Origin of the sequence: Aquimixticola soesokkakensis, from assembly GCF_900172375.1 — a bacterium.
GTDB lineage: Bacteria > Pseudomonadota > Alphaproteobacteria > Rhodobacterales > Rhodobacteraceae > Aquimixticola > Aquimixticola soesokkakensis.
The window spans coordinates 1-12627 of record NZ_FWFS01000005.1; the positions used below are offsets into that span (position 1 = coordinate 1).

The 12627-nt window shown below is 63.2% G+C and carries 12 protein-coding genes and 3 tRNA genes; 6 read left to right on the forward strand and 9 right to left on the reverse strand.

The window, feature by feature from the left end; genetic code table 11:
* On the forward strand, positions 1 to 193 hold a 193-nt coding region (locus AQS8620_RS07190; RefSeq protein WP_159453213.1), incomplete at its 5' end, for an ATP-binding protein.
* 106 nt (positions 194 to 299) lie between these two features.
* On the opposite strand, the gene AQS8620_RS07195 is transcribed toward AQS8620_RS07190, so the two are convergent.
* The 3 genes from AQS8620_RS07195 to AQS8620_RS07205 all read right to left on the reverse strand — a co-directional run bounded on the left by AQS8620_RS07195 (position 300) and on the right by AQS8620_RS07205 (position 2235).
* On the reverse strand, positions 300 to 773 hold the full coding sequence (locus tag AQS8620_RS07195; protein ID WP_085836192.1) for a hypothetical protein: 474 nt from the start codon (positions 771 to 773) through the stop codon (positions 300 to 302).
* 331 nt (positions 774 to 1104) lie between these two features.
* A tRNA-Asn gene (locus AQS8620_RS07200) sits at positions 1105 to 1179 on the reverse strand.
* A 90-nt stretch (positions 1180 to 1269) separates the two neighbouring features.
* Positions 1270 to 2235, reverse strand: coding sequence for an MBL fold metallo-hydrolase (locus AQS8620_RS07205; protein ID WP_085836193.1), 966 nt, complete (start codon positions 2233 to 2235; stop codon positions 1270 to 1272).
* Between the two features lie 40 nt (positions 2236 to 2275).
* Here AQS8620_RS07205 and AQS8620_RS07210 point away from each other — a divergent pair, with 40 nt between their 5' ends.
* Positions 2276 to 3634, forward strand: a complete 1359-nt coding sequence (locus AQS8620_RS07210) for an ATP-binding protein (protein WP_085836194.1) — start codon at positions 2276 to 2278, stop codon at positions 3632 to 3634.
* 36 nt (positions 3635 to 3670) lie between these two features.
* Here AQS8620_RS07210 and AQS8620_RS07215 read toward each other — a convergent pair.
* Positions 3671 to 3747, reverse strand: a tRNA-Ile gene (locus AQS8620_RS07215).
* 146 nt (positions 3748 to 3893) lie between these two features.
* On the opposite strand from AQS8620_RS07215, the gene purM reads away from it, so the two are divergent.
* Complete coding sequence (gene purM / locus AQS8620_RS07220; protein WP_085836195.1) at positions 3894 to 4940, forward strand: phosphoribosylformylglycinamidine cyclo-ligase; 1047 nt, start codon at positions 3894 to 3896, stop codon at positions 4938 to 4940.
* Positions 4937 to 5527, forward strand: a complete 591-nt coding sequence (gene purN / locus AQS8620_RS07225; RefSeq protein WP_085836196.1) for a phosphoribosylglycinamide formyltransferase — start codon at positions 4937 to 4939, stop codon at positions 5525 to 5527. The genes purM and purN overlap by 4 nt, the downstream gene beginning before the upstream one ends.
* Positions 5528 to 5737: 210 nt before the next feature.
* Here purN and AQS8620_RS07230 read toward each other — a convergent pair.
* From AQS8620_RS07230 to AQS8620_RS07255, 5 genes are all read right to left on the reverse strand, one after another.
* Positions 5738 to 5811, reverse strand: a tRNA-Gly gene (locus tag AQS8620_RS07230).
* A gap of 71 nt (positions 5812 to 5882) precedes the next feature.
* The gene (locus tag AQS8620_RS07235; protein WP_085836197.1) at positions 5883 to 7940 is read right to left on the reverse strand and encodes an ASKHA domain-containing protein; all 2058 of its coding nucleotides are present in this window, start codon (positions 7938 to 7940) and stop codon (positions 5883 to 5885) included.
* A gap of 3 nt (positions 7941 to 7943) precedes the next feature.
* Positions 7944 to 8753 (reverse strand): pseudouridine synthase, encoded by an 810-nt coding sequence (locus AQS8620_RS07240; protein ID WP_085836198.1) that lies wholly within the window; start codon positions 8751 to 8753, stop codon positions 7944 to 7946.
* A gap of 441 nt (positions 8754 to 9194) precedes the next feature.
* Positions 9195 to 10181 carry a methyltetrahydrofolate cobalamin methyltransferase gene (locus AQS8620_RS07250; RefSeq protein ID WP_085836200.1) on the reverse strand — a complete coding sequence of 329 codons (987 nt, stop codon included), beginning with the start codon at positions 10179 to 10181 and terminating at the stop codon, positions 9195 to 9197.
* A 1-nt stretch (position 10182) separates the two neighbouring features.
* Positions 10183 to 10509: a virulence factor gene (locus AQS8620_RS07255; protein ID WP_085836201.1), complete on the reverse strand. Its 327-nt coding sequence runs from the start codon at positions 10507 to 10509 to the stop codon at positions 10183 to 10185.
* Between the two features lie 212 nt (positions 10510 to 10721).
* Here AQS8620_RS07255 and AQS8620_RS07260 point away from each other — a divergent pair, with 212 nt between their 5' ends.
* Positions 10722 to 11447: a sulfotransferase family 2 domain-containing protein gene (locus tag AQS8620_RS07260; protein ID WP_159453214.1), complete on the forward strand. Its 726-nt coding sequence runs from the start codon at positions 10722 to 10724 to the stop codon at positions 11445 to 11447.
* Positions 11448 to 11495: 48 nt separating this feature from the next.
* A complete protein-coding gene (locus AQS8620_RS07265) occupies positions 11496 to 12608 on the forward strand; it encodes a Ppx/GppA phosphatase family protein (protein ID WP_085836203.1) in 1113 nt (370 codons plus the stop codon).
* Positions 12609 to 12627: the final 19 nt, after the last annotated feature.

The window sequence follows — 12627 nt, forward strand, 5'->3', positions numbered from 1 at the left end:
GCTCCTGTTCCACCTGATCAGCAAGCTCTATGAAAGCACCTCGATCATCGTCACAACTAACCTAGCTTTCGGCGAATGGCCCAGCGTCTTCGGCGATGCCAAGATGACAACCGCGCTGCTCGACAGGCTCACGCACCACTGCGAGATCGTCGAAACCGGCAACGAAAGCTGGCGCTTCAAGAACCGCGTATAATGCCAACCCGAACCGCCGCAGGCCCGCCGCCGCTGCGCTATGTGAGGGCTACGCAGCGCCGGGCCTGCTCACCACAAAGGGGTCAATATTGGACGCCGATAGGGGGTCAAAGTTCAATGCCGATTGACAAGCTTGTCGGCGTGGTTCCATCGCGCAAGGCTGCGAGGCGGGCGGCGATGTACGCTTCGCGCAGTTGCCCGGTATGCTCGGCGCTGGTGAAGTCCGGGGTCTTGATGTCTGGAAAGGTCTGCTGGATCCGGCGCGTTTCTTCCGGGGACTGGATGCGGCGGGCTTCCACCGAATACAGGTGCATCGCGATAACCAGGGTCTCCGGCGACCATTCAGGGTCGACCCGCTGCAGCGGGAGTCTGTCGCGGATACCATCCTCCAGAAGGCTCTGCAGGATCATGGGCATCAGGGAGAGGCGCGTTTCATCGTTGGCACCGAACCTGCCGCTCATCCGGGCCATGCGCACTTGGCGCCGCAGGGTGAACAGGCTGTCTTCGAGGCAATGGCGGAAATAACGGGTCACGAGATCGTCGGGCAGCGGCGGCGCCATGAAAACGAAACTGTCGAACATCTGGTCGGACTCCTGGGTCAGGTGTCTTACCCAGTTATGCGCAAGATTTTGGTCTGTCGTCCCCAAGGGCAAAGAAATTGCAGGAATGGATGAAGAAATTCCGGGGAGCCGTCGGCGAAAGTGAAAGCGGTTGCCCTTGCGGTGCAGGTATCGGCACGTCGTCATGACAGTCCTCATCGGTTGAGGCCGTCGTGAATACTTGGTGGGACACATCATGTTTGACATCTGTGACCCCCTTGTGTGCCGCCCGTGAGACGGTAGGGTGTCAAAGTCTGAAAGTGAACGGATCTAGTTTCCGTTTCCTTTCAGCATCAACGGGTTAGGTTGATTATGGCTCCGGCGGTAGGGATCGAACCTACGACCAATTGATTAACAGTCAACTGCTCTACCGCTGAGCTACGCCGGAACTGGGGGCTGTATAGCTATCGTGTTTGGGGGCTGCAAGGGGCTTTTTTCAGGAAAATGCGAAAAAGTTTCGGGGCGGGGGAGCGGGGCTCTAGGGGCGGGAAAACTGCGCGTTGGCGCAGAGGTTCGGGTGGGCGATTGCGCGGTTTTGTTGCGTGAGGTCAATGAGATGGGCGAGGGTGTTGCGCTCGGCGGCGGGCAGAAAGGCGCCGGGCGTGTCGGCGTAGGCGGCCTTGGTAATTGCGCTGAGGCTGCTTGGGACTCCCGTCAGGCTGGCCAGAATGCGTGCCTCGCGCCTTTGGCGATGCTGGCGCAAGAATTCGATGCGGGCGGGCGCATCGTGGATCGGATCCCCGTGACCTGCGTGCAGCACGCGCGCCTGCCGGGCCTGCAAAACATCGAGCGACGCCCTGAAGGCGGCCGCGTCCCCGTCGGGGGGCGAAATGATCGAGCTGGCCCATCCCATCACAAGATCGCCGCAAAACACCACGTCGCGCCACGCAAAGCACAGATGGTTTCCCATGTGCCCCGGTGTCCAGAGCGCGGTGACGGGGCCTGCGGGCGTGTCGATGACTTCGCCGTCGTGCAGGGAGCGGTCGGGAACAAACCCTGCGTCAACGCCTTCGCCGCCGCCGATTGCACCGGTTTCGGCGAGGCGCTGCATCAGCGGCGAGCGTCCCGCAAAAGCATCGCCAAAGGCCAGAACCGGCGCGCCGGTAAGCGACACCATGCGCGCCGTGTTGGCGCTATGGTCGCGGTGGGCGTGGGTGACGAGGATCAGGGCGATGTGCTCTTGCGCATCAAGCGCCCCCATCAGCGCCGCGCCATGGGCCGCGTCATCGGGGCCGGGGTCGATCAGCACGCGCGCGCCGCGCCCCAGAAGGTAGCTGTTGGTCCCGCGATAGGTCATCGCCGAGCGGTTGCCCGCCAGCACCCGCACCAGATCCGGTTCGAACTGCACGACAGGGTCGCGCGGCGACGGGGCAGGGGATTGGTCGTGTGGCTCTTTGGGGCCCTGATCGGGCGCTTGGCGATTTTGCGGCTCGGGCTGTGACATGTGACTTCCTTGTCGGCGACGCGCGGCGTAGAACAGCAGTATGACCTTTGACTGGCTCAAACGCTATGTCCCGCGCGGGCTGTACGGGCGCTCGGCACTCATTCTTTTGGTGCCGGTGGTTGTGTTGTTGATCGTGGTCTCGGTGGTGTTTGTCCAGCGCCATTTCGAAGGTGTGACCCGCCAGCTCATGATCGGCGTGCTGGCCGAAACCGAGGTCTACGCCACTGTTGTCGGTACGGCCGCGGACCCTGAAACCGCCCAAAGCGGCCTGGCCGAACTGGACCGTTTGATCGGGTTTACCACCACTCTGGGCGCGCCCGAGGCCGTCGCGAGTGCGCGCGATTGGTATGACCTTTCGGGGCGCGTCATCACGGCGATGATCACGGCGGCGGGGCTGGCGCAGAGCAGATATGCCCAGATCGCCTTCGTCGAAGGGGTGGATTTGAAAACCAACCCGCGCGCGGTTCTGTTCAGTTTCCAGACGGAAAAAGGCCGCCTGACGCTGTCGGTCCCGCGCGGGCGCACATCGGCCTCCAACCCGCATCAGTTGCTGGTGTTGATGATTCTGACCGGCATTTTGATGACCGCTATTTCGGGGATTTTCCTGCGCAACCAAATGCGCCCGATCCAGCGGCTGGCGCGCGCTGCCGAGGAGTTCGGGCGCGGGCGCATCACCGTCTATCGCCCGGCAGGGGCGACCGAAGTGCGTCAGGCGGGCACAGCGTTTCTGGACATGCGCGCGCGCATCGAGCGCCAGATCGAGCAGCGCACAATGATGCTTTCGGGCGTGAGCCACGATCTGCGCACGCCGGTGACGCGGATGAAATTGCAATTGTCCATGATGCCCGAAGACGAGGACACCGAAGCCTTGGCGCAGGATTTGCGCGACATGGAACGCCTGCTTGAAGAATTTCTGGCCTTTGCGCGCGGCGATGCTCTGGACGACCCCGAACGTGTCGATCCTTTTGCGCTGCTCGAGGATATCGTGGCGCGCTATGACCCACAAAAGGTGACACTCGGGGCGCTGGATGGCGCGCAAGGCGGCGAGGTGATCATCCGCCCGTTGGCCATCGAGCGGGCGTTGCAAAACCTCATCGGCAATGCGTTGCGCTATGGCAAGGAAGCCCGCGTGAGCCTTGCGGTGACGGATAAGGCGGTGCGGTTTCGCATCGAGGATCGCGGCCCGGGAATCGCGCCCGAACGCCGCGAGGAAGCGCTGAAACCCTTTGTGCGCCTGGACCCTGCGCGCAATCAGAATGCCGGAAGCGGCGTCGGGCTTGGCCTTGCGATCGCTGCCGATATCGCGCGCCGTCACGGTGGCGCCCTGCGGCTGGGCGAAAGCGCGGATTTGGGCGGTCTGCAAGTCGATCTGGTGCTGGCACGCTCAATCACCGGCTAGGACCGGCGGGGGCGTGTGACGGATGGGGGCGGAAAGTGGTAGGCCCGGCAGGACTTGAACCCGCAACCAAAGCGTTATGAGCGCTCTGCTCTAACCAATTGAGCTACAGGCCCGCCTGCGCGCTTGGATAGGGGCTGCGCGCGGGGCGGTCAAGCATTTGGCGCGTGTGCCCAAGCATTGGCAGGGGCTGCGGGCTTTTCTTTGAACCTGCTTTGTCGTAAAGCAGCGCAATATCAAGTTTACGGGAGCCACACGCGCCATGTCTGACGGGAAAAACAGCCTCACCTACGCCGATGCCGGCGTGGATATTGACGCGGGCAATGCCCTGATCGAACGGATCAAACCGGCGGCAAAGCGCACGCAGCGCGCGGGCACCATGTCCGGGCTTGGCGGCTTTGGCGCGTTGTTCGACCTCAAGGGCGCGGGCTACAAAGACCCCATTCTGGTCGCGGCAACGGACGGCGTTGGCACCAAGCTGCGCATCGCGATTGACACGGGCAACGTGTCGACCATTGGCATCGATCTGGTGGCCATGTGCGTCAACGATCTGGTGTGCCAAGGTGCGGAACCTCTGTTTTTCCTGGATTATTTTGCAACCGGCAAGCTGGAGCTCGATCAGGCGACCGCGATCATCGAAGGCATCGCGACGGGCTGCGAGCTGTCGGGCTGTGCGCTGATCGGCGGCGAGACCGCGGAAATGCCGGGCATGTATCACAAGGGCGATTTCGACCTTGCGGGATTTGCGGTCGGGGCGATGGAGCGCGGCGAAGACCTGCCTTCGGGTGTGGTGGCGGGCGATGTGTTGCTTGGCCTTGCGTCGGACGGGGTGCATTCCAACGGCTATTCTCTGGTGCGCAAAACCGTCGAGCGCTCCGGCCTTGCCTGGGGCGATGCATGCCCCTTTGGCGCAGGCACTTTGGGGGAGGCGCTGTTGGCCCCGACCCGTTTGTACGTCAAACAGACCCTCAAAGCGGTGCGCGCCGGTGGCGTTCATGCGCTGGCCCATATCACGGGCGGCGGTCTGACCGAAAACCTGCCGCGCGTCCTGCCCGAGGGGCTTGGCGCGCAGATCGACCTGACCTCTTGGGAATTGCCCCCTGTTTTCAAATGGATTGCGGGGGTTGCGGGGCTGGAACAGGGCGAAATGCTCAAAACCTTCAACGCGGGCGTTGGCATGGTGTTGTCGGTTGGTGCCGATGAGGCCGAGGCGCTCAAGGCGCTGCTCGAAGCGGAGGGCGAAACCGTCTACCGGCTTGGCACTGTGGTTGAGGGCAGCGGCGTTTCCTACAGCGGCGCGCTGAAGTGAAACGGGTCGCGATCCTGATTTCGGGGGGCGGGTCCAACATGGTCTCGCTCGCCCAAAGCATGACAGGCGCGCATCCCGCGCGGCCCTGTCTGGTGCTGTCGAATGTGGCGGGCGCGGGCGGTCTGGCAAAAGCCGAGGCGCTGGGGATCGACACGGCGGTGGTGCCGCACAAACCCTTCGGCAAGGATCGCGCGGCTTTCGAGGCCGCCTTGATCGAGGTGATCGATGCAGCGGCCCCCGATGTCATCGCGCTGGCGGGGTTCATGCGCATTCTGACACCGGTTTTCATCAATCACTACGCCGGTCGGATGCTCAATATTCACCCGTCTTTATTGCCCAAATACAAAGGGTTGCACACCCATCTTCGCGCAATCGAAGCGGGGGATGCGCAGGCGGGCTGCTCGGTGCATGAGGTGACCGCAGAACTCGACGGCGGGCCGATTTTGGGCCAGGGGCGGGTGGCAATCGAAGCGGGCGACACCGCTGAGGCTTTGGCCGCGCGGGTGCTGCCCATGGAACACCGTCTTTATCCGGCTGTGCTGGAACGCTTCGTTCAGGGCAACCGCGAGATGCTGCTGCTCGACTGATTGCCCCACATATTTGAACGCCATGATACAGCCCTTCGGGGCTGTTTTTATGGGCACGACAGCGTGCTTCCTTTGACGCAGCCGCGCATGGCGTTGCGGCCAGGGTTTGAGGCACGCGGTTGAAGGCACGCAGTTTGAGGCACGCGGTTGAAGGCACGGGGAGGCGGCATGGGGTTCGGGCCATGGCGTTAAGCGAAGATGGGGGAGGTTTGGAGCGGGTGAAGGGAATCGAACCCTCGTATTCAGCTTGGGAAGCTGCTGCTCTACCATTGAGCTACACCCGCGTTGGGGCGGAAATAGGCGAAGGGCGCGGGCGGGTCAAGCGGATTTGACGCCCGCGTCCTTCAGAATGACCTCAGCGCGCCCGGCGGCGACGGCGCCCGCCGTTTTCGCCATCGCCACCGCCACCTGCGTTAAAGCTCGGGTCGGGAAGCGGCGCGATGCTGCGCAGCGTAGCAAAGGGCGCCGTGGCATGGGGAATGGCGTTTGCGGCGACGAAATGTTCCTGAAACCGTGGGGAAATGGCGGTCTCGACCTTGGTGATCCGATGCACCTGCGCCTCGATTTCACGCCGTGCGGCCACCGAATGCAGCGCCATGCGCGCGCCCGTGCCCGCCGCGTTGCCCGCAGACACCACAGCCTCCAGCGGCGCATCGGGGATCATGCCCAAAACCATCGCGTGCTTGGGGCTGATGTGCGCGCCAAAGGCCCCCGCCAGCACGATGCGCTCCACCGTGTCGGTGCCGATTTCATCCATGAGCAGCCGCGCCCCTGCGTAAAGCGCTGATTTTGCGAGCTGAATCGCGCGAATATCGGCCTGGGTGACGGTGATCACGGGGCCGCCCGAAGCGCTGCCATCAAAAATCAGGTACTCATGGGTGCGCCCCGTGGGGCGGCAGCGCGGCGTTCCGGTGGCCTCGGCCGAACCGATCAACCCGGAGGCATCGACAAGCCCGCTCATGCGCATTTCGGCCACGGCCTCGATGATGCCGGAGCCGCAAATGCCCGTGACTTGCGGCACTTGCGCGGCAAAATCCGCCGCGTCGGACCACAGGTCGCAGCCGATCACGCGAAAGCGCGGCTCTTTGGTGACGGGGTCGATTTCCAGCCGCTCGATGGCCCCCGGCGCGGCGCGTTGGCCGCTGGAAATCTGCGCGCCCTCAAAGGCAGGGCCGGTGGGCGAGGAGCAGGCCAGCACGTGTTCCTTGTTGCCCAGCAGGATTTCGGCGTTGGTGCCCACATCCACGATCAGCGTCAGCGCTTCGGCTTTATGGGGCGCTTCGGCCAGGGCCACGGCGGCGGCATCGGCCCCTACATGGCCTGCGATCAGCGGCAACATATAGGCGCGGGCCTGCGGGTTGAGGTGCATCCCGAGACCTGTGGCGGGCAGGGTGATCGCCGAAGAGGTGGTCAGCGCAAAGGGAGCCTGGCCCAGATCAACGGGGTCAATGCCAAGGGCAAGGTGGTGCATCACGGGGTTGCAGACCACGACCGCCTCATAGATTGCCGCCGTGTCCACCCCCGCCTCTTCGGCCAGCCTGCGCGCAAGGTCATCGAGCGCTTCCTGAACGGCAGCGGTCATTTCCACCGCCCCGCCCGGGTTCATCATCGCATAGGACACACGGCTCATCAGGTCTTCGCCAAAGCGGATTTGCGGGTTCATCAGCCCGCCCGAGGCCAGCACAGCGCCGGTCGTCAGATCGCACAAATGCCCCGCGATGGTGGTCGAGCCAAGATCGATGGCCAGTCCGTAGAGCCCGCCCTCATGCAGGTCGGGCCACAGGTCAAGAATGTCGTGGCTGCCATCGGGTTGGCGGTACAGCGCCAGCGTGATGCGGTTTTTTCCCTTGTTGAGCAAAGGGTTGAGGCGCGCCAGCAGGGCGGGCGGCAGGGTGACATCGCCGATCTGCCACTGCGCGGCCAGCGCCTCGCGCAGGCGTTCGAGCGATCCGGTGGGCGAATGCATGTCGGCCTCGGCGACTTCGACAAAGGCAAGCCGCGTGGCGGGGTCCATGACCATTGCGCGATCCGAAGCGGCCTTGCGGATCACCTGTTTGTGGACCTGACTTTCGGCGGGCACATCGACGACGATATCGCCCTGCACCGTCGCCTGACACCCCAGACGGCGCCCGGCTTTGAGGCCGCGAATGCGGTCATAGCGCTCTTCAACGGCGTTGAAAGGCGACAGGGCATCGGCGGTGACATGCAGACCCAATTTGGGGAAATCCCCGACACCGGGCTGGATCTGGCATTTCGAACAAATGCCGCGCCCGCCGCAGACGCTGTCCAGATCAACGCCCAGACTGCGCGCGGCCTGCAAGATCGGCGTGCCGACAGCAAAGCGGCCGCGTTTGCCTGAGGGAGTAAAGACGACAAGCGGGTTCTGGGCGGGATCGGGGGTATTTTCAGTCATGGCTCAGCTTTTGCGACCCTTGGGGCTATTTGGCAAGGGCGGACGGTTGCCCGCCGCGCGCTTCGGCTTGGATTGAGGACCGGATTTGGGGCTCGATTTGGGCGCGGAGTTACGGGCGGTGCCCGCCGCTGCGTCTTTGTCGCGCGGGGGACGCGCGCCGTGCGGGGAAGGCTTGCCAGAGGGGCGGCGCCCATCGTCGGTGTCCGGCGTCCAAACGGGTTTGCGCCCGCGTTTGGCAGGTTTGGGAGCGCCAAAGGCGGGAACATCGACCGCGCGCCAGTCCCCGCTTTCAATGCCCTCGATCGACCAGTCCCCGATGCGCAGACGGATGAGCCGCAGGGTCGCAAACCCGACCGCCGCCGTCATGCGCCGCACTTGGCGGTTGCGCCCTTCGGTGATGGTGAGCTCGATCCAGGAGGTCGGGATCGCGGCGCGGTAGCGCACGGGGGGCACGCGTGGCCAAAGCCAGCCCGGCGCATCCGCGCGCCGCGCCTTGGCCGGCAGGGTGAGCCCGTCTTTAAGCGTCACACCGCGCGACAAAGCGCGCAGGGCTTCCTGGCTGACTTCGCCCTCGACCTGGGCAAGATAGGTCTTTTCGACCTTGAACTTCGGGTCGGAAATATGCGCCTGAAGCCGCCCGTCATCGGTGAGCAGCAACAAGCCCTCGCTGTCGCGATCCAGCCGCCCTGCGGGATAGACATCGGGGATTTTGACGTATTTGGACAGCGTGTCACGCGGCCCGCCCTGGGTGCCTTTGTCGGTGAATTGCGACAGCACATCAAAGGGTTTGTTGAGCAGGATGAGGCGGCTCACAGGCACCGGCTCCGGGGCAAATTCTTCGCCGAAGAATTTGACAGGGCCGTTTCTTTTGCAAAGAAACGGCTACCCTCAGCAGATGATTTCAACCGGATCCTGGGTGCAGAAAATAACATATTGTGCGCCGCAGGTGACAAGGTGAAAGCCCCGTCTGCGACATTCGAGTTCCAGCCTGTCCCGTCCGATTTCACGATCCACATCCCTTTTGGCGCGGCGCACCACGCCGCCGATATGAGCGGCGCGGGCGTCAAAAATTTGGTCCACCCAAGATTGGACCGGCACGCGGGAGGAAGAAGGCACATATGTCATGCCGTCAGCCTTGAGCATTTTTGGTTAAAAATGCGTTACCGCCTGTGAGCATTTTTAGTTAAAAATGCGTTACCGCCTGTGGGTTTTCAGGGGGTTTTTACCCGTTTTATGCGGGGCTTGGTTACCGCTTTAGCCGCGACGCCGCCGCCCGCCGCCCTCGCGCCCGCGGCGTCCCGCCGATGCGGCGGCCTTGGAAGCCTCTGCAAAGCTGGTGCCGTCTTTCATCAGTTCCAGCACCCGCGCAAAGCCGATCCAGGCGGTGCCGTTGGGGTCGTGGTTCATCAGCAGGTTGGCGGCGCGGATCGCTTCCATTTCCTGCACACGGATCGGGTTCATGATCGCCGATGTCATGCCTGCGGCAATGGCCATGGGCAAAAAGGCCGCGTTGATGCCGTGGCGCTCGGGCAGGCCAAAGGACACGTTGGAGGCGCCGCAGGTGGTGTTCACGCCCAGCTCGTCGCGCAAGCGGCGCACGAGGGCAAAGACCTGTTGGCCCGCGCTCGCCATGGCCCCGATGGGCATGACCAGCGGGTCCACCACGATGTCATGGGCGGGAATGCCGAAGTCGGCGGCGCGCTGGACGATCTTCTTGGCCACTTCAAAGCGCACATCGGGGTCTTCGGAAATGCCCGTGTCATCGTTGGAAATCGCCACGACGGGCACGTTGTATTTTTTGACCAGCGGCAGCACCAGTTCAAGGCGTTCCTCTTCGCCCGTCACCGAGTTCAAGAGCGGGCGACCTTGGGCAGCGGCAAGGCCCGCCTCAAGCGCGGCCGGGACCGAGCTGTCGATGCACAGCGGGGTGTCGACCACGGCCTGCACCCGTTTGATCAGTTCGGGCATGAGCATCGGCTCGACAAAGTTGTTGTCGGCGTAGCGCGGGTCTTGGGCCATTTTGTTGGAAAACACCGCGCCCGAATTGATGTCGAGCACCATTGCGCCGCACGCGGCCTGTTCAATCGCATCGCGCTCGACGGTGGAATAGTCGTCAAGTTCCAGTTCGGCGGCCAGTTTCTTGCGTCCCGTGGGGTTGATGCGTTCGCCGATGACGCAAAAGGGTTCGTCAAAGCCGATGGTGACGGTCTTGGTTTTGCTCTCGATGACGGTGCGGGTCATGTCAGATGTCCTTTGAAACGGGGGCAGAGGAGGGCGCTTTGCCCTCGTTGTCGACCAGCGCCTTGAGGCGGGTCGCGTCATATTCTGTGTCGATGCGGGCTGCTTCGCGCGCGGCAATCTCCTGGGGGGTGCCCTCGGCGACGCGCACGCGGTCCTTGCGCCATTCGGCCATATAGGCGTCGGCATCCTTGGCCCCGATGCGCATGGCGACGCGGTCGATGGCTTGTTCGAACCGCTCGGGCAGCGGGGCTTTTGCGCCGGTGCGGCCACGGCCCACGATGACCTGCGCGGGGATGTCGCGCCAGTAGACGATGGTGGCTTCGCTCATAACAGGTCCTTTCGGGTGGCTGTGGACCGCTCCGGCCCGTTGGGGCAATGGCTATGCGATGGGATCGGGCAAGGAAAGGGTAGGAATTGGGAAAAATATTCAATACGTTTATGAGATCGAATGTTTTTCAGGATCGGATGTGTCAGGCGTTCTTGCGTTTGCTGCGATCAGGTGCCGCCGGTGGCGGCGCCGTTAGTCGAAGGGAAGTTTGCATGGGCGTGTATTTACCGGACCATCATATTCACTACATGGCGACGCCGAAAGTGGCCTGCACCTCCGTTAAGGCGGCGCTTGCGCAGATTGCGGGCAAGCTGAGCGCAACGGAGGCCGCAAAGGTGGATAACCTGTGGCTGCATAAAACCTATCCCACGCGGCGGTTCTGGGAAAACCGCGACCGCAAGCGTCAGCCCGACGAGTGGCGCTTTTGCGTGGTGCGCGATCCGGTGGCGCGGCTGTTGTCGCTCTGGCTCGACAAGGTCGCCGGTGCCAAGGACATGGCCAATTCGCGCAAACTCAATGCGCAAAGCGAACTGCCCCTCACGCCCGATCCCGATTTCTTTTTCGAAAACCTGCGCCGCTACATGGATCTGTCCTCGGTGATCAAAAGCCATGCCTTGCCCCAGAAAGTGTTCATCGGCCTCGATCTGAGCGATTACGACGCCCTCTATCGCACCAGTGCTTTGGGGGAACTGGCGCAGGACCTGAGCGAGAGAGCGGGCAAGCAGATCGTTTTGCCGCGCCTCAATTCCACCAGCGCGCGGCTGGAGTTCCAGGATCTCGGCCTGCCCGCACGGCGCGCGGTTCTGGCGCATCTGGAAGCGGATTATGCCCTGCTTAAGGATCATTACACCGCGCCAGCGCTGGTCAGCGCCAAGCGTATGGGGCTTGTAAAACCGACAAAAGCATCCCCGGGCGCTACGGACAGGCTTGCGGGTTAGGGTCTTGGGGCGTAGGCTGTAGGCAACTTGAAATGGAGGGCGTGTCCAATGGCGCCCAAGCGTCCCGCGGGTGCGGGCGCGTTCCCGATTGCGGTCGAGCCGCCAGCGCCCGAACCCCGTGATCCGACGCAGCTTTATGCAGCGCTGGACCTCGGAACCAATAGCTGTCGCATGTTGATTGCCCAACCCAAGGGCAGCCAGTTCCATGTGATCGATAGTTTCTCCAAATCCGTGCAACTGGGCGCGGGGCTGGAAGCCTCGGGGCGTTTGTCCCGCGGGTCGATGGCGCGCACCGTGCAGGCCCTGAAGGTCTGTCGCAAGAAGCTCGAGAAACACAACGTCAAGAACATGCGGCTGGTCGCGACCGAAGCCTGTCGGCGGGCGCGCAATTCGCGGGACTTTCTGCGGATGGTCAAACGCGAGGCGGGCATCTCGCTGGAGATTATCGAACCCGAGGAAGAAGCGCGTCTGGCGGTGATTTCCTGCGCTCCGCTCGTTTCGACCAAGACCGAGCAGCTTTTGGTGGTCGATATCGGTGGCGGCTCGACCGAACTTGTGTGGATCGACCTTACCAATGTGCCCGCGCGCGAACGCCCGCGCGCCATCATGCGGCTGCATGCGGGATTTACCTCCGAGGACACGTTGTTTCCCCATGCCAAAGTGGTGGACTGGATTTCCGTGCCGCTTGGCGTGGCGACGCTGAAGGACCAGTTCGAGGATGTCGATGACGATGCGGCGCGCTTTGCGCTGATGTCGTGGTTCTTTGAGGAAAACCTTGCGTCCTTTGCGCCCTACGGCAAAATTCAGGACCGCGAGGGGTTCCAGATCATCGGCACCTCGGGCACGGTGACCACGGTTGCCGCCAGCCATCTGGGATTGCGCCGTTATGACCGCAACAAGGTTGACGGGCTGCGCATGTCGTCCGATCAGATCGACAAGGTCATTCAGGGCTACCTGCACCTCGGTCCCGAAGGGCGGCGCAACGATCCGCGCATCGGGCGCGACCGCCAGACGCTGATCATGTCGGGATCTGCGATCTTGCAGGCCTTGTTGCGGATCTGGCCGACCGACCGTCTGTCGGTCGCGGATCGGGGCCTGCGCGAGGGGCTGCTGTATGCGCAGATGTCGGCGCATGGCGTCCTGGAAGATGCGCCCTATTAATTTGAATTCTCCCGCGTCT